Source organism: Phenylobacterium aquaticum (genome assembly GCF_947378715.1).
Lineage (GTDB): Bacteria > Pseudomonadota > Alphaproteobacteria > Caulobacterales > Caulobacteraceae > Phenylobacterium > Phenylobacterium aquaticum_A.
The window spans coordinates 1-16,796 of sequence record NZ_CANCLE010000084.1 but is presented as its reverse complement, the minus strand read 5'-3'; the positions used below and the strand labels follow the sequence as shown (position 1 = coordinate 16,796).

Annotated in this window: 16 protein-coding genes; 6 read left to right on the top strand and 10 right to left on the bottom strand. The window is 68.3% G+C overall.

Translation table 11 applies throughout. The annotated features are described in order from the left end of the window. Positions 1–782: S1/P1 Nuclease (locus Q7P21_RS12260; protein ID WP_304177281.1), on the bottom strand; the 782-nt coding region annotated here is incomplete at its 3' end. Between the two features lie 184 nt (positions 783–966). On the opposite strand from Q7P21_RS12260, the gene Q7P21_RS12255 reads away from it, so the two are divergent. Together Q7P21_RS12255 and Q7P21_RS12250 are read left to right on the top strand one after the other, a co-directional pair. Beyond that, positions 967–2,622, top strand: coding sequence for a choline dehydrogenase (locus tag Q7P21_RS12255; protein WP_304166243.1), 1,656 nt, complete (start codon positions 967–969; stop codon positions 2,620–2,622). Between the two features lie 25 nt (positions 2,623–2,647). Beyond that, entirely contained in the window at positions 2,648–3,604 is a 957-nt protein-coding gene (locus Q7P21_RS12250) for an aldo/keto reductase (protein WP_304177279.1), read from the top strand. Here Q7P21_RS12250 and Q7P21_RS12245 read toward each other — a convergent pair. From Q7P21_RS12245 to Q7P21_RS12230, 4 genes are all read right to left on the bottom strand, one after another. Further along, positions 3,601–4,302: a hypothetical protein gene (locus tag Q7P21_RS12245; protein ID WP_304177277.1), complete on the bottom strand. Its 702-nt coding sequence runs from the start codon at positions 4,300–4,302 to the stop codon at positions 3,601–3,603. The genes Q7P21_RS12250 and Q7P21_RS12245 overlap by 4 nt on opposite strands. Positions 4,303–4,356: 54 nt before the next feature. Continuing rightward, complete coding sequence (locus tag Q7P21_RS12240; protein ID WP_304177276.1) at positions 4,357–5,118, bottom strand: hypothetical protein; 762 nt, start codon at positions 5,116–5,118, stop codon at positions 4,357–4,359. Continuing rightward, positions 5,115–6,026: an aminotransferase class IV gene (locus Q7P21_RS12235; protein ID WP_304166255.1), complete on the bottom strand. Its 912-nt coding sequence runs from the start codon at positions 6,024–6,026 to the stop codon at positions 5,115–5,117. Before Q7P21_RS12235 ends, Q7P21_RS12240 begins: the two co-directional genes overlap by 4 nt. A gap of 64 nt (positions 6,027–6,090) precedes the next feature. Further along, the gene (locus Q7P21_RS12230; RefSeq protein ID WP_304166258.1) at positions 6,091–6,642 is read right to left on the bottom strand and encodes a PAS domain-containing protein; all 552 of its coding nucleotides are present in this window, start codon (positions 6,640–6,642) and stop codon (positions 6,091–6,093) included. 179 nt (positions 6,643–6,821) lie between these two features. Between Q7P21_RS12230 and Q7P21_RS12225 the strand changes: the two genes are divergently transcribed. Both Q7P21_RS12225 and Q7P21_RS12220 read left to right on the top strand, forming a co-directional pair. Then, a complete protein-coding gene (locus tag Q7P21_RS12225; RefSeq protein WP_304166261.1) occupies positions 6,822–7,727 on the top strand; it encodes a hypothetical protein in 906 nt (301 codons plus the stop codon). 103 nt (positions 7,728–7,830) lie between these two features. Next, positions 7,831–8,760 carry a hypothetical protein gene (locus tag Q7P21_RS12220; RefSeq protein WP_304177274.1) on the top strand — a complete coding sequence of 310 codons (930 nt, stop codon included), beginning with the start codon at positions 7,831–7,833 and terminating at the stop codon, positions 8,758–8,760. 24 nt (positions 8,761–8,784) lie between these two features. Here the strand turns inward: Q7P21_RS12220 and Q7P21_RS12215 are convergent, their stop codons facing one another. From Q7P21_RS12215 to hfaA, 4 genes are all read right to left on the bottom strand, one after another. After that, positions 8,785–11,793, bottom strand: coding sequence for a pitrilysin family protein (locus Q7P21_RS12215; RefSeq protein ID WP_304177272.1), 3,009 nt, complete (start codon positions 11,791–11,793; stop codon positions 8,785–8,787). Positions 11,794–11,880: 87 nt separating this feature from the next. Further along, on the bottom strand, positions 11,881–13,077 hold the full coding sequence (hfaD, locus tag Q7P21_RS12210) for a holdfast anchor protein HfaD (protein ID WP_304171966.1): 1,197 nt from the start codon (positions 13,075–13,077) through the stop codon (positions 11,881–11,883). After that, positions 13,049–14,035 (bottom strand): holdfast anchoring protein HfaB, encoded by a 987-nt coding sequence (gene hfaB / locus Q7P21_RS12205; protein ID WP_304171970.1) that lies wholly within the window; start codon positions 14,033–14,035, stop codon positions 13,049–13,051. Before hfaB ends, hfaD begins: the two co-directional genes overlap by 29 nt. A 10-nt stretch (positions 14,036–14,045) precedes the next feature. After that, positions 14,046–14,489, bottom strand: a complete 444-nt coding sequence (hfaA, locus tag Q7P21_RS12200) for a holdfast anchoring protein HfaA (protein WP_304177271.1) — start codon at positions 14,487–14,489, stop codon at positions 14,046–14,048. 161 nt (positions 14,490–14,650) lie between these two features. Between hfaA and Q7P21_RS12195 the strand changes: the two genes are divergently transcribed. Then, positions 14,651–15,289, top strand: coding sequence for a rhomboid family intramembrane serine protease (locus Q7P21_RS12195; RefSeq protein ID WP_304177269.1), 639 nt, complete (start codon positions 14,651–14,653; stop codon positions 15,287–15,289). A gap of 56 nt (positions 15,290–15,345) precedes the next feature. Further along, entirely contained in the window at positions 15,346–15,774 is a 429-nt protein-coding gene (locus tag Q7P21_RS12190) for a CBS domain-containing protein (RefSeq protein WP_304177268.1), read from the top strand. Positions 15,775–15,789: 15 nt separating this feature from the next. On the opposite strand, the gene Q7P21_RS12185 is transcribed toward Q7P21_RS12190, so the two are convergent. Beyond that, the gene (locus Q7P21_RS12185; RefSeq protein ID WP_304177266.1) at positions 15,790–16,227 is read right to left on the bottom strand and encodes an Rrf2 family transcriptional regulator; all 438 of its coding nucleotides are present in this window, start codon (positions 16,225–16,227) and stop codon (positions 15,790–15,792) included. Positions 16,228–16,796 lie beyond the last annotated feature (569 nt).

The window sequence follows — 16,796 nt, the reverse complement described above, 5'->3', positions numbered from 1 at the left end:
TCCAGATAGGCGGTGGTGCGGGCGGCGATGGCGCAGGCGCAGTCGCGGTAGGGCTTCAAGAGCGGAGCGAGCTGGGCGCGGTCGAGATTGGCTTTCACGAAGATCGCCTCGAACCGCCAGTGCAGGTCCTTGGCGTTCGAGTAGCCCTTGGGATTGGGGCCGGCGCCCCAGCCCACATAGTGGGTGCTGACGTGCATGGGGTTGGCGGCGTCGCCGACATAGTGGCTCCAGACGCCGAGATCGCGGATCGTCAGCGCCTCGCGCCGCTTGAGGTCGGCCGTGAACCAGGCGCGGTCGGCGGGGGACTTGGCGGTCCTGGCGCCGACCCGCTCCACCCGCCACAAGGCGAAGTCGCGGACCAGCTGCTGCCAGCCGTCGTCGATGGCGTAGGGCAGGTAACCGGCCTGATACTGGTCCGCGCCCTGGACCCGCAGGCCGGTGTCGAAGGCCTCGCGGGTGGGCGGCAGGGCCGCGAAGGGCGTGACGCCGAGGACCAGGCCCGCGTCGTCGACATGGATGTAGTGGCCGGGGTCGCGCTCGGCGTCGTGGGCCTGGCCGGAGGCGCGCCAGCGGTCCGGCTCGCGGCTGATCACCGCCATGTCCTCGGCGGCCTGGGGCGTGCGCAGGAAGCCGGGCAGGGCGGGGGGCAGGCGCTCTATCGCCAGGCCGGTGATCCACTCATGGCCCCGGGTTCCCCAGGCGTGGGCCGAGGTGGCGGCCACCAAGCCGAGGCCGGCGATGATCGCGGCGACGATCTGGGCGATGAGCGGGCGGCGGGACATGGGCGCGGTCTCCTGGCTTTGGCCGTTGTTTAGCGGGATTTCGGTGGCGCGGGCGAGGCGGCGATTTCGGAATGGGTGACGCGGGCGTCAACTTTATGCGTCTTGACCCCGCGTCGCGTCTTGCCACCTCCGGCGAGGCTTGTAAGTTCCGGCCAACTAAACACCGTTCAGGGCAGGACCGCGCATGGACCGCTACGACTACATCATCATCGGGGCAGGCTCGGCCGGCTGCGTTCTGGCCAACCGTCTGACCGAGGATGCGGACGTCAAGGTCCTGCTGCTGGAAGCGGGCGTGAAGGACAATTCGCTGTTGGTGCGGATGCCGGCTGGGGTCGGCGCGCTCTTGCCGACCAAGAACACCTATAACTGGGGTTTCTGGACCGAGCCGGAGCCGCAGCTGAACGACCGCAAGCTCTGGTGGCCGCGCGGCAAGGGCTGGGGCGGGTCGTCCTCGATCAACGGCATGATCTATATCCGCGGCCACGCCCGCGACTATGACCAGTGGCGCCAGATGGGCCTGAACGGCTGGGCCTACAAGGACGTGCTGCCCTACTTCAAGCGCTCGGAAAGCATCGAGGGCGGCGGCGACGCCTATCACGGCGGCGAGGGCCCGCTGTCGGTGTCCCGCGCCTCGACCCCGAACCCGATCTACAAGGCGGCCATCGACGCCGGCAAGCAGGCCGGGCACATGGTCACCAGCGATTTCAACGGCTTCCAGCAGGAAGGTTGGGGCCCCTACCAGCTGACCATCAAGGACGGCGAGCGCTGGAGCGCGGCGCGGGGCTATCTGCACCCGGTGCTGAACCGCCCGAACCTGACCTGCCTGACCGGCGCGCGGACGACGCGGATCATCATCGAGAACGGCAAGGCCGTGGGCGTCGAGTACGCCGACGAAAAGACCAAGGAAAAGAAGATCGTCCACGCGGGCCGTGAGGTGCTGCTCTGCGCCGGCGCGGTGCAGTCGCCGCAGATCCTGCAGCTGTCCGGCATCGGCGATCCCGAGGAACTGGCCAAGCACGGCATCGCGGTGGTCAAGGCCCTGCCCGGCGTGGGCGCCAATCTGCAGGACCACCTGGACTGCACCCTGTCGTGGGAGTGCCCCAAGCCGATCACCATCTATTCGATGCGCAAGGGCATCCGCACCCTGTTCGTCGGCCTGAACTACCTGCTGTTCAAGAAGGGCCTGGGCCGTCAGAACGCGCTGGAATCCGGCGCCTTCCTGAAGTCACGCCCCGATCTCGACCGCCCCGACCTGCAGGTCCACGTGGTGCTGGCGGTGATGCAGGAGCACGGCAAGGTCGCCGTGCCGAAGGACGGCTTCACCTTCCACGTCTGCCAGCTGCGCCCCGAGAGCCGGGGCCGGGTGGGGCTGAAGTCGGCCGATCCGTTCGATGATCCGGCGATCTTCGCCAATTATCTGTCGACCGAGGAAGACCGCCGCGCCCTGCGCGAAGGCGTCAAGATGATGCGCAAGGTGGCCGAACAGTCGGCGCTGGACCCCTATCGCACCGAGGAACTGTTCCCCGGCAAGGCGGTGCAGACCGACGAGGAGCTGGACGCCTGGATCAAGACGGCGGCCGAGACCATCTATCACCCGGTCGGCACCTGTCGCATGGGCGCCAAGGGCGATCCCATGGCGGTGGTCGACGAGGAATTGAAGGTCCAGGGCATCGAAGGCCTGCGGGTCATCGACGCCTCGGTCATGCCGACGCTGGTGGGCGGCAACACCAATGCGCCCACCATCATGATCGCCGAGAAGGCCTCCGACATGCTGCGCGGCAAGGCGGCTTTGCCGGCCGACGACGTGGCGGTGTATGACGACGGCCAGAAGGCGGCCTGAAGCGCGCCAACCAGGGAGAGACGGTATGGATCTGCGCCGGCTAGGGAAATCCGACCTGATGGTCGCGCCGCTCATCCTGGGGGGCAATGTGTTCGGCTGGACGGCGGACGAGGCCACCTCGTTCGCCATCCTCGACGCCTTCGTCGACGCGGGGTTCAATGCGGTCGACACGGCGGATGTCTATTCCCGTTGGGCGCCCGCGGGCGGCGGGGCCTCGGAGACGGTGATCGGCGCCTGGTTCAAGGCCAGCGGCAAGCGCGACAAGGTCGTGCTGATGACCAAGCTCGGCTCAGAGATGGGCGAGGGGATGAAGGGGCTGTCGGCCAAGTACATGGTCGAGGCCGTGGAAGCCTCGCTGAAGCGGCTGCAAACCGACGTCATCGATCTCTACCAGTCGCACCGCGACGATCCCGAGACCGGCCAGGACGAGACGGCCGAGGCCTATGAGCGGCTGGTCAAGGCCGGCAAGGTGCGGGCCATCGGCGCCTCGAACTTCGAGCCGGAACGACTGAAGTCGGCGCTGGACCTCAGCGCGGCCAAGGGCTGGGCGCGGTATCAGAGCGAGCAGCCGCTCTATAATCTCTATGACCGAACGGGCTTCGAGGCCGGGATGCAGCAGCTCTGCATCGAGAACGAGGTCGGGGTGATCCCCTATTACGGCCTGGCCTCCGGCTTCCTGACCGGCAAGTACCGCTCGGAGGCCGACCTGGCCAAGAGCCCGCGCGGGCGCGGCGTGAAGCGCTATCTGGACGAACGCGGCCTGCGCATCCTGGCGGTGCTGGACGAGGTGTCGGCGGTGCACGACGCCAGCCCGGCCCAGGTGGCCCTGGCCTGGGTCATGGCCCAGCCCGGCCTGACCGGCCCGATCGCCTCGGCGACCAGTGTCGCGCAGCTGACCGAGCTGATGGGCTCGGCGCGGCTGAAGCTGACGGAACAGGACCTGGCGCGGCTGGACTGGGCGAGCTCGACCGAGCTGGCCTAGTGGTCCTGGCGGCCCGGGTCGCGGAAATAGAACAGGATCAGCGACAGGATCGCGGCGGCGTCGCGGTCTGCTGATCCCTGGGGCGGCAGATAGAAGGCGGGCGGGAAGGCGTTGAGCTGCAATCCGCCGATCTCCTGCTCGCCCTTGATGAAGACATAGCTGGTCGCGCCGCCGCCGCCGATCGGCAGGCCGCCGAGGACCTTGGTCTGGGCGCGCAGGGTGACCGCGCCATAGCGCAGCTCGGCCGCGCGCTGCGGCTGGGCCAGTTCCTGCAGGAAGCCCCCCTTGGTCATGGCGAGCGCGAAGGCCGCGCCCTGGGGCGCCGAGCCGCCGAATTCACAGACATAGTCCAGGGTGTCGCGCTTGAAGGTGATCCAGCCCAGGCCCAGGCGGCTCTGGCCACCGGAACAGGTCACGGTGACCGGGGCGGCCCAGCCGGGGCGGGTGACGGTGAAGTCCGCCTTCAGCTTGTCCTTGGAATAGATACCCGGCGTTCGCGTCGACGAGGCGACGCCGCCCGAGGCGCCGGTATATTCGCCGAGCACGTAGCCGGGACGGAACAGGCTCTCGCCCTTCTTGCCCTTGAGGGTGAGTTTCTCGGCCGTGCTGAGCATCGGGCTGGGCGCGGCCTGGGCGACCGGCGCGGCCAGCAGGCTGAGCGCCGTCAGCGCGCAGACCATTTTCAACAAACGCTTCATGGCGGTTCCCCCAACCCTCGTGGCGGCTGATACTCAAGGTTGAGCGAGGCGCGGTCAATCCAGGGCGGGCGCGGCGGCCAGCCTGAAGGCGGCCAGGCGTTCGTAGTGCGGGCGCGCGGCGTCGGCGATCCGGCGCAGGTCGTCGTTGAGGCCGGCGGAGGAAACCTCGGGCCCCGGCGGTCCGAAGCCCGTGGAACGCTCGACAGCGTCGTACCAGGCCGGCGCCCAGACCCCGTCGGTGTCGCGGGGGCCGGCGGGCCAGGCCAGCATGGCGGGATCGAAGCTGACGCCCAGAGCTTCGCAGAGCGCGGTCAGGGTTCCGCGGGGGTCGGCCAGCACGTCGCGACCCTCCACGACCGGCGGCGGGGCGCCCAACCGGTCGGCTTCCCGCTCGAACAGTTCGCGCTGCCGCTCGAAGCCGATATCGGCCAGGGTGACGTCCTCGCGCTTGGCCGTGTAGCTGGCCAGCACCGCCTCCGGCGCGCGGATCAGGAAGGCGTTGCGGCAGGCGGTGGTCCAGTCGAGCTCGACCCCGGGCGTCATGTGGTGGGTCATGTGCTTCTGGTAGAAGACGGCTGCGCCTGCAGGTGTGGGCCCGGCCATGGCCTGGGCGACGATTCGCCAGTCGGTGGGCTGGGAGGCCAGCACCGCGTCGCGCATCGGATGGTCGAGGCCGGTGGTCGCCAGATAGGCGGCGTAGAACGGCTCATCGACCACGGTGGTGTCGCCGCGATTCTCGAAGGCCCGCATCATGGCCGTGGAGATGTTGCGCGGCCCCGACCACATGGCGACGCGGATGGGCTCCGGCGTGGTCATTTCGCCGCCTCGGCGTCCTTGAGCGCGTCATAGAGCGCGCGCAGGCGGGTGGTGAGCGGGCCGGGCAGGGCGGCGGGCAAGGCGCGACCGTCGATCTCGCGCACCGGGGTCAGGCCGCCGAAGGTGCCGGTGACGAAGGCCTCGTCGGCCAGCCGCGCATCCTCCGGCGGAAAGTCGCCCTGGACGAAGGGGATGGCGTGGGCGCGGGCCAGGTCCATGACATTGGCCCGGGTGACGCCGTTGAAGCAGAAATCATCGCGGGAGGTGCGCAGCTCGCCGCCCCGGACCCAGAAGAGGTTGGTGGCGTTGCAGCTGGCGATGTTTCCCGCCGGATCCAGCATCAAGGCTTCGTCAGCGCCAGCGCGAATCGCCTCCTGCAGGGCGAGAATCAGGTTCAGCCGGCTGTGGGAGTTCAACCGCATGTCGAACATCTCGCGCGGCGTGCAGCGTACCGAGACGGTCCGTAGCGACAGGCCCCGGGTGGCGATGGCCGGGCTGGGCGTCTTCCACTCGGCGACGATGACGATGGTCGGCCGGCCGAGCGCGTTGCGCGGGTCCTGATTGGCGGCCGACTTCTCGCCCCGAGTGACCATCAGGCGGATATGGACACCGTCGGTCATGTCATTGGCGGCGAACAGTTCGTTCAGGGCGTCGATCACGCCCTGGCGGGTCAGGCCGATGTCGAGCTCGATCGCCGCAGCGCCCTCGAACAGCCGGTCCAGGTGGGTGTCGAGGAACATCAGCCGGCCCTTGTGCAGGCGCAGGCCCTCCCAGACCCCGTCGCCGAGCACGAAGCCGGCGTCGAAGATCGAGACCCGGGCCTCGGCCTTGGGAACCAGCTGGCCGTTCAGCCAGACCCGCGCCGTGGCGTTGCGGGGATCAACGGCGAAATCCTGACTGCCAGCCAAGCGGTCCTCCATCTCCGGCGAAGGCCGGACTCAGAGGATAGCCTAGCCGCCCGCGTCGCGCGCGTCAGGCGATGCGGCGGCCGTCGAGGGTGGCGAGGCGCAGGCGCGGCGTCTCCTCATTGGCCGGGCCCATGCCGCGGATCGAGCGGACAGCGAACTCCTGGGCCGGCAGACCGCGCAGGCGCGAGACCATGTTCAGTGGCTGATAGAGGCCCAGATAGCGCTCCGGCGCGCCTTCGGCGGTGGCGAGCGGGGCGAACAGGATCTCCATGTTCATGGAGGGCCCCTCGGTTGGAACCTCGACAGTGGTGACCACGGGCTCGGGCCGGCGACGCGCCATCTCCAGAGCGGCCTTAATCTCCAGCTTGTCGCGCTCGCGGAACAGCGACAGCGCGTTCTGCTGGCGCAGGTCGCGCTGGTGCAGTTCGCCAAGGAAAGCGCCGGCCAGACGGATCGGATAGATGCCGGTTCCGACGCGCCCCAGGATGAAGACCTGGGCGATCAGATCGGAGAAATCCGCAGGGTTGACGGCCATGCGCGTGGGCAAACGGCCTTCGCCGCCGCGGCTACGCCAATAGTCTATCAACCGTTCCGTATTTGAATGGAACACCGACATCTCGAAGCAAGCTCCGGAACCGGCCAGAAGCGGCCGCATGGGGCTTGCAGGCAGAAACGGGCCAGCCGCGAAACGTCCCCAATCGGGACAGGCGGTTGGAAACGGAACGAGGCGGGCCGCCCCTGCGGCGCGATTCTTGCATGCTTAACGGCGGGGCCTTGCGAAGGAGGGGCCGTCCCATGACGACGCGAACAAGCCTTCTGGGTTTCCTGCTGGGACTGGCCCTTCTGATCTTCGGCGCCTCGGCGCCGGTCACGGCCCTGGCCGGCGACTGCCACTGCACGCCGACGCCGCCCTGCTGCACGACACCCACACCGCCGTGCTGCACCACACCGACGCCCCCCTGTTGCACGACCCCGACGCCACCCGTCACCTGCTGCGACACGACCAATAATTTCCGCAGCAATATCAACGTGAATGTCTCGACCGTCAGCATTGCGATCGCCAATGCGGCCTCCAGCGCGGGATCTTCGGCGGGGGCAGGCGCGGGTTCGGGTTCGGGTTCGGGCAGCACGGTCTATTACGGCGGTGGTGGCGGGGGCGGCGGCTACGCCCCACCCATGGCCAGCGGCATCATCCAGGGACTGAGCGTCGACACCGGCAAGCGGATGAAGCGCACCGCCTATCAGGCGACGCGGACCCGCACGCGGCGCGTGGTGATCCAATCGGTCTGCCTGGACGACCGGACGATTCCGCACCCGGCGTCGCAGGCGACTCCCGATCGCGACATCGAGGACGCCTATGACGGCGAACTCTATCGCTGCATCGCCGGGACCTGGCTGCAGGCGACGATCGCCGAATATAAGGGTGAGGCGGATTTCTCCGGCGGCCAGACCCTCACTTGCCACAAGGGCGACGCGCTCTATCACGCGCCGGGCGGCAAGGTGGAATGCCGGCCGCAGAAGCCGGCCCGCGACTGCAACGAGCGTTCGCTGCTTCGCCGGTTCGGGGCGGGGATCAAGATCCTGACCATGACCCTCACCGAGACCTATACCGCCTATCGCGAAGAGGAAGAGCGGACTGAGTCGGCTGTCGTCTCCACAACCATGAGTTTGGACGGCGGCGTGGGCGGCACGGTCTACTAGTGTTCAGCCTACCGATGGGCGAAAAGGACACTCCCGGCGGCGCGCGGTCTTGCTTTCGACCGCGCCACCTACTCAAATCGGGCGAAGCTTGGCAGTAGGGGGAATGGCCGTGCAGATTGGGCCGGACGACGCAAAGCGCCGGACGCAACGGCTGGTCTACAGGTGCATTTCCGAACTGCTGATCGATGAGGCTGGCCGTCTGGTCGCCGCCCACGAGCGCGATTTCATTCGCGCCATCATCCACCTGGCGGTGGCTCAGGCCAGCCGTGGCGGGTCTGACGAGGGCCAGCGCGCGATCAGTGTCAGGGCCATCGCCCAGTCCCTGGGTCTTCCCTATGAGACCACCCGCCGCAAGGTGCTGGAGCTTGAAGAGCAGGGCTACTGCCGCAGGGTCAGCGCCCAGCGCGTGGCCGCCACCGACCTGAGCATATATGAAGCGGGTCGCGGCCCCACCGCCCTGGAAACCGTCGTAGCGGCGATCGCCGACCTCAAGACCCTGGGCTTCTCCCTGGACCAGATCATGCCCGCGGCCGGTGCGCGCGAGCCCTCATCGACCCCACCCGGCGAGGGGACGGTGCGCAATCTGCTCGACGACTTCATCCTGCGAATCCTCGAAAGCGGCGTCGGGGCGCACGGCTCCATGCTCGATGCGGTGGTCTTCGTCGCTTTGATGAACGCCAACGCTGAGCCGATCACCCATGATCCAACCATGGCCTGGCGCTATTCCGGCGCAGAGACGCCGCCACCGGACAGCCTGCGGCGACCGGCGACCATCGCCGAACTGGCGCAGCGCCTGTCGATCCCGCGCGAAACCATGCGCCGGCGGATCAGCCACCTGATCAAGCTGGATCGCTGCATGGCGGTCCCGGGCGGCTATATGACCCGGGTCGAATTCATGCAGGCGCCGGCCGTGCTCGAGGGCGGCGCCTCAGTGGTGCATCATTTCGGCCAGCTGCTCGGTCATCTGCGGCACGAAGGGCTGGACCTCAACGCCATTCCGCCCCGGGTGACCGCCGAGGGCGCCGCCGCCTGAGCGCGCGCGGGCTGTAGGCGAGGCCTATTTCTGCGCCTCCGGCCGAACCTCCAGCATCCACATGCGCTCGTCCTTCAGGATGCGTTGGGCGGCGCGCTGGACGTCATCGGCGGTGACCCGCTCCGTCCCCGGGATGATGGCGCGGATCACATCGAGCCTGCGCGGGTCGGCCTGGGCGCCGGAGAGTTCCCCCAGCCAATAGCCATTGGTCTCGCGAGCCTTCTCGATCTGGTCCAGGCGCGGCTTCTTGGCCCGCTCCAGTTCGTCTGGGCTCGGGGGCTTGGCGCGCAGGTCTGCGGCGATCTTGCGGACATCCGTGAAGAAGGCGGGCAGCTTCTCGGGCGCGATCTCCACATTGGCGGAGACATAGCCCCAACCCGGCCAGACATAGCTGTGATTGTAGGAGACCTGGGGCGAGTAGGTGGCGCCCTGGCTCTCGCGCAGTTCGTCGATCAGTCGCAACTCCAGGACCTCGCCCATGACGGCGGTGTCGCGGGCGCCCTGGGGATCTGCGTAGAAGTCGGTGGTGGGCCAGGCGAGGTAGCCCATGGCCTGGTCGGCGCGGCCCTTGTGAGTGCGCTCTACCGGCTGTGAGACCCCGGCGGGGAAGCCGACCTGTCTTTGGCTTTCCGACGCCGCCACCGGCTCGGGACGCGGGGGCAGGGCGCCGAAGGTCTCGGCCACCAGGTCGGTGGCCTTGTCGACCGTAATGTCGCCGACGATCACCACCTCAAGCGCTCCGGTGGCGAGGTCCGGCGACACCTCGTTGCGGAAATCGGCGAGCTTGGCGCTGGCGATCTGCTCGCGGGTCGGGAAGGCCCAGCGCGGATCACCGGCATGCATCAGGGCGGCCAGGTCGCGGGAGAGGACGCCGGAATCGGTGGCCTCGAACTGGTCGTGGATGGTCTTGCCGCGGCCCTTGATCTGCTCGAAGGCCTCGGGACGCCAACCCGGCTGGGAGACATAGGCGGCCAGGACCTGCAACTGGGTGTCGAGGTGATCGGGCCGGGTCTCACCGGTCAGGGCGAAGGCGTCGTCGGCGATGGTGAAGCGCGCGCCATAGACCCGGCTGGCCAGCACGCGTTCCATGTCCTCGGCGCTGATCTGCTTGAGGCCGCCCTCGATGAAGGCGCCCGCCGCCCAGGCCATGCTCGGCCGGTCCTTGGGCAGGTCGATCCGCCCGCCGCCGACATTGACCCGGACCAGGACCTCGTCGTCCTGGAAGTGGGTCGGCTTGATGGTCAGCCGGACGCCGTTGGCGAACCGGACGAAGGTGGTGTCCATGTCGGCGACGTCGCGGGTCTCGACCACCTTGCCCGGGGCGCCGAAGCTGGCATAGGGCCAGGCGACCTGGACGGGCGCGGTCGGCGCGGCGACCTCGGTCTTGTCCGCCGCCTGGTAGGCGGCCATCAGGGCGGCCTCGCCGCCCTCGATCGGCTTGGGCGAGGTCATGAAGACCAGGGGGCCATCGCCCTTGAAGGCGGCCTTCAGGGCGGCGGAGGCCTGATCGGCCTTGAGCCCCTTCACCGCCAGTTCGAAGGAGTCCAGGTCCTGGGTCGGGCTGGTGACCACTTCGTCGTCATCGAGGGAATCAACCACTTCAGAGGCCATTTCCGAGGGCGTGCGGGTGGCGGTCCCGGCCGCGTCGGCCTTGAGGCTGGCGCGCATCTCGTCGATTTCGCGGTCCAGTTCATCCTGGCGGACGCCGTACTGCACAGCCCGGTGCTGCTCCTGGGCGGCGGCGGTCAGGGCCTCGCGCCAGCGCGCCGGCTCGGCGTTGACGGTCAGCAGGGTGACCTGGGCGGCGTGATATTGCTGGCTCTTGAAAGCGCCGGCCCCCAGGAACGGCGGCTGCGGCGCGCGCGCCATGCTGGAAAGCCGGCGATTGAGCACGGCGAATCCGAGCCGCTCGACGATGTCGCTCCGTCGCTTGGCGGCGGTGTCGGCGGCGCGCTCGGGCGGGGCCATCCAGGCGATCTGCAGCGACAGGGGCGCACCGCTCTCCACCACCAGCTTGGCCTCCGGGCCACGCGGGGCGACCGCGCCCAGGTCCGGCTCGGCCGGCGGCGGGGTCGTGGCCGACCAGTCGCCGAAGCGGGCCTTGATCTTGGCTTCCATCTCGGCCGGGTCGAAGTCGCCGATCGCCACCAGCACGGCGCGGTCCGGACGATACCAGGTGTGATAGAAGTCGGAGATCAGTGATGCGGGCGCGGTCTGCAGCACCTCGACCTTGCCGATCGGCAGGCGTTGCGGCGGCCTTTGCCCCTTCAGCCAGAAGGCCAGGCGATCCTTGTAGACGCGATAGGCCGGCGCATCGCGGGCCCGCTCCTCCGACAGCACCACGCCCCGCTCCCGGTCGACGGCGGCCGGATCGATGGTCAGATTGCCGGCGGCCTCGCGCAGCAGCATCAGGGAGGTGTCGACGGTGTCGGCGTCGGTGCGCGGCAGGTCGAGCTTGTAGACCGTCTCGTTGAAGTCGGTCGCCGCATTGGTGTCGGCGCCGAAGGCCAGGCCCAGCCGTTCCAGGATCTTGACCATCTCGCCCTCGGGCACGGCCTTGGATCCGTTGAAGGCCATGTGCTCCAGGAAGTGGGCGAGGCCCGACTGGGCGTCGGTCTCCATCAGCGAGCCGGCGTCGAACCGCAGGCGCAGGGCGGCCTGACCGGGCGGAATCGACTGTTTGCGAATGGCGTAGCGCATGCCGTTCGGCAGGGCGCCAAAGCGGAAATCGGGATCCGGCGTGATGTCGGAACGGACCTGTGGCCACTCGCCGACCTTGCGAACGGCGGCGGGCGCGGTGTGCGCCTCGAGTTTGGGGAACAGATGTGGGACGGAGAAGGCGAACGGATGCCTGGCCGCCTTCGACGCCGTGGGTTCAGCCGGCGCGACCGGTGCGACGGGCGCGGCCGGCTTCGGCGCGCGCGGGGCATGCTCGAACCGGGGCAGCTTGGGGAGCGACAGATGCGGAACGGCGCAGGCTGAGAGCGAAAGGGACGCGGCCAGGGCAAGCGCCGTGCGCAACGGTCGGTGCATCCAGATTTCCGATCTGATTGAACAAGGCGGGCAACATGCGCCGGGCGTCATGACCGGCGCAAGGCGGGATCAAGGCGAGGGCCGCCGCTATTGGCCGGCCGGGCGGCTCACATAATAGGTGGCGGTATTGCCGACGGCCGTGGCGACGCCGGTCGCCGAGCGCACCGTCCCGGTCGTGGTGGTGGTCGCGGACGCGCCAACCTCGCTCGTGTTGGTCTGGCTGTTGGCGACGCTCATGCGGCCCTCGCAGGCGGCGCAGGCGTAGCCGGTGACCGAATTGCCGGTGGCGGTCGCCGTCGCCGTGGCGTCATAGCCGTCCTGGGCCGTGGTCGAGGCGATCGAGTCGATGCCGCCGCCATCATTGACCTGGGTGTTGTCGATCAGCACCTCGCCGCCAACATCGCCGAGCAGGGCGTTGTTGCCGACCCCGCTGGCGGTGGTCGAGACCGCGCCGAAATAGGCGGCCGTGCCCTCGGCCTGGGCGCGGACGTAGGACTGGTTGTGCTGCTGGACCGTGGCGTCGAGCACGAAGCCGCTATTGACCGCGCTGACGTTGTTGCCGGTGGCCTGGGCCGTGGTCTTGGCCTCCTGCACCTGGCCATAGTTGGTGAACTGGGCGGCCTGGGTCAGGTCGGCGGTGTTGTTCTGCGAGACCGCCAGGGCCGTCCCGGAGCCGGAATCGCCGCTGTAGCTTACGTTGTTGGCGATGGTCGCGGCGTCGAAGCCGGCCTTGCCGACCACCAGGCCATAGACCCCGCCGCCGTCCGAGGTGACCTGGGCGGCGTTGGTCTGATTGACCCGCAGGCCCGCCGTTCCGGCGCTGACCGACAGGGACTGGCTGTTGCCGAGCGCCTGGCTGGAGGCCGAGACGTCGCCGGCCTGGGCCTCGGCGGCCTCGATCTTGTTGATGGAGGCGATCGGCACGGCGTTGGTGGTCTGGGTGAAGACCCCGGTCATGGTGGCGCCGGTCACCCCGGCGAAGCCGGAATTGCCGGCCGCCGCAGCTGTGGTTGTCGTGGTCGCCCCGGAATTGGACCCGACATTGACCTGGGTATAGGCGGTCACGCCGCCCCCGGCCGTCTGGTTGGAGCGCATGTCGATATTATTGCCGGTGCTGGCCGCCTCATAACTGTTGGCGGTCGCGCCGCTGGCGGCGGCGGTCTGGTCGGTCACCGTCTCGACGTTCAGGGTCTGGGTGGCGAAGACGTCGCCGAGCTGGATCTGGGTGTTCAGAACCGAGCTGGGAGCCGTCTGGCTAGTAGCGGCCCCGCACGGCAGAATCACGGCGAGCGTTCCAGCGAGAAGGATCAGCCCGCGTTTGCCCATTATTGGTCCCCAGATTGTTGTAGGCGGGCACATAGCCGCCGGTGATCCCCACCGTGCCATCCCCCAGGGGGTCACTGGCCAAGCAGGCCTTGGGGCCCGGCATGCCGTAGAGATTGGCGGTCATCTCGACCACCGCCCGCTCCACCAGGGAGCGCACGGCCAGCTGCATGGGCTCGAGCGCCCCGGCCCCGGCCGAGATGTCGAACACGTTGCCGCCCAGGAAATCGAACAGGCCGGCGCCGACTTCCCGGCCGACCACCTGCTTCTGGTAGGAGATGACATCGACCACCTCCAGGGTGCGGGTGTTGATCAGCCGCAGGTCCATGCCGATGTTCATGATGAACATACGGCCGCGGAAGGTGCCCTTCAGATCGTCGGTGTTCTGGCCGCCGGCGGCGGCGTCGAAACCGGAGGAGCGGATGTTGAAGTTCAGCTCGGTGATGCCGCCGGCCACATAGAAGTCCGACCCCGGCACCTGGCCGGCCAGGATGCGGCGATAGTCGGCCGCCTGGTTGGGCGCGGGATTGGGCGCGTCGGAGATCAGCTTGTTGTTGGCGTATTTCAGCTCCAGCTCGGAGACCGAGGTGTCGAAGCGCTCGACCAGCGGCATGCCGGCCTTGGCGAAGGCCGACATGGCCATCAGCGAGGCGCCCTGGGTGATCTTGCGACCCGAGCCGTCGGACTCCGACTTGCCCGTGTAGTCGGCGATGCGGCCGACCGCGATGCGCGGCGCCACCAGCTGGGTGGAGCGCGCATAGCCGGCCATGCAGACCAGGGCGGCGGAATAGGGCGTCGGATTGGCGGTCACCGGGGCCGACCCGATGGAATGGGCGTAGTTGCCGCTGGGCCCCGCCACCGGCGTCGCGCAGCCGGCCAGGGCCACCGAGGCGGCGGCCAGTACGGCGGCGGCGCGCATCAGCCTGGGCCTACTGACCATTGCCGACCCCTCCGCTGTTCACCTTGGTGGTGGCGGTCACCGCCCCGGTGTTGGTCTGGGTCGAGTTGATGATGACGGTGTTGTTGTTGCCCTGGGTGACGACCACAAGGCTGTTGCCGATCGCCGTCGAGCCGCCGGACGAGGCGCCGACGCCGGCGAAGGAATCGATCGCGCCGGAGGCGGTCGAGAAGCTCGACTGGTCCTCGCCGGTGAGGATCAGGCCGTCGACGATCACCCGGTTGCCGTTGGCGTCGCGGGTGGAGACATTGACCGGCTGGTTCTCCGATCCGGCCACGCGGCCGTAGCCGGCGTTATAGGCGGCGGAATTGGCGTTCATGCTCTGGGCGTCGGCGGCGCCGGCCCAGGCGAGGCCGGCGAGGAGGCCGACAGTCAGCACGATCAGACGCGGCGCGGCGGGGGAGACAGCGGCCATGGGAACTTCTGAAACTCCGCGCGGGCGAAACACATAAGATCAGGCACGCAACCGGCGTGCCAAATGCGGTCACTGGGCACTAAACGTTAAAGACCCTGGCTTTTTGGTTAAGACGGGCCGCGCGACCCGATGTTTCGCCGCCCATATTGAGGATTCCCCGCTTGGACGACGACAGACAGCCCATGTTCAACGCGCCGTGGCCGGCCTTGCTGATCGCCGTGGTGATCCTGGTGGTCTATGGCGCGCAGTCATTCCTGCCGGCCGAGCAAATCTTGCCGCGCTGGGCCTTCTCGCCACAGGCCTTGGAGCAGGGGCGCTACGAGACCCTGGTCAGCGCCCTGTTCCTGTCCGGGAGTTGGCCCCACGCCTTGGCCAACAGCGCTGGAGCCTTGGCGTTCGGCACGCCGCTCGCCCGGCTGTTCGGTGGGAAGTTCGCCGGGGCGGGGGCCTTCTTCCTGTTCTGCCTGGTCTGTGGCGCGCTTTCCAATCTTGGCTTCGCCCTGGTCCATCCGGGCGGACAGATGCTGTTGGTGGGGGCGTCGGGGGCGGTCTCGGCCCTGATGGCTGCGGCGTCGCGAATCATCGCCGGACGCGGCGGCATGGGGCCGATCCTGAGCGCGCCGGTGATCGGCATGGGGATCGCCTGGCTGGTGGTGAATCTGCTCGTCGCGGTGCTGGGCTTCGCGCCGGGGATGGGTGACGCGCCAGTGGCGTGGGAGGCGCATCTGTTCGGCTTCGCGGCGGGCGCGCTGCTCGCGGGTCCGTTCGCCTGGCTGGCCCGGCGGGATATCTCTGATTGATTTAAAGTTCCGGCTGAGCGACGCTCTCCCTCTAGGGGATAAGGGAGTTAGCGTTCATGCTTGTATCTCAGATCCTGAGGACCAAGGGCGACCTGGTCTTCACGGCCACGCCAAACGAGACGGTGGGGGCGATCTGCGCTTTGCTCTATGCGAGGCGGGTCGGCGCCATGGTCGTCCTGGACGGCGACGCGGTGGCCGGCATTGTCTCCGAGCGCGACGTGGTTCGCGCGGTGGCGGAAGGCGGCGCCGAGGCGCTGACCCAGCCGATCTCCAAGTTCATGACCCGCGAGGTGCTGTTCGCCAAGCCGGGTGAGACGGTCGATTCCCTGCTGACCAAGATGACCGACCGGCGCATCCGCCACCTGCCGGTGGTGGAGGGGGCGAGGCTGCTCGGCATTGTCTCGATCGGCGACCTGGTGAAGAGCAAGATTTCCGAGGTCGAGGCCGAGGCCGACGGCCTGAAGGCCTATATCGCCACCGGCTGAGCGCTCGGGCTCCCGCTAGGCGGTCTTGAACACCTCCGCGCCCTCGCAAGCGGCGGCGTCGGAGAGGCTATAGCCCTCCAGGACGTCGGCCGTGGCGTCGCGGGCGCGCAACAGCGCCTCGCGCAAGGAGCAGGTCGCCAGGTCGGGACAGTCATCGCATTTGCGAAAGGCGGTGCGACTCACACAGGGCGCGAGCGCCAGCGGCCCGTCGATGATGCGGATGATCTCCGCGAAGGTGATGTCCGGCGCCGGCCGCGCGAGGGTGTAGCCGCCGAACTTGCCGCGCCGGCTGACCACGACTCGGTTGCGCGCCAGCTCCAGCAGAATGGCTTCCAGGAACTTGCGCGGCGCGTCGGCGCGCAGGGCGAGCTCGCCGGAGGTCAGCTGGACGCCCTCCGCACGCGCGAGTTCGACCAGGGCTCTCAGCCCGTAACGAGCCTTTTGAGACAACATGTCTGGGCCATCCTCCTGTTTTCTCGCGCCTTCATCCCTTAGGGGGCGGGGGCGGCCATAACAAGCGGCGGGGGAGGGCGGTCGATGTCCCCCATAATCGGCCTAAGGACGGTTGACGCGATCGGCGGTCACCATCATAAGCGCGCTCCGTTCGGGGCCGAGGCGTCGTCCGCGCAGAACCAAGGATTTAAAAACTCCTTGATTTTTGAGCGTTCGCCGCTAAGTTCCCGTTCCTCAATCGAATCGCTACGGACTGATGAGGGAAGCCCCTCGGCGGCCCAAGGGTTTGGTTTTGCCGATTTCCATCGAAAGATGGGCCCCGGCGAAATGGTCGAAACGACCGATTGACACGAATGAGGTCGGCCACTAGATAGCCGCCTCCGCCGGCCACCGGCGCTAAACAGTGGGCCTGGCGGAAGTCGGGTTTGGTCTTTGACATTGTTGAATTGGAAAGAGAAACGCAGGCGGCGGCGCTCTAGCGATGGCCTTAACCAGGCCATATAGACGTCGACGAATTTGCGGTCTCTTGAAGACAATACCATGAGCCATCCGGGTTTTCGGATTTGGGT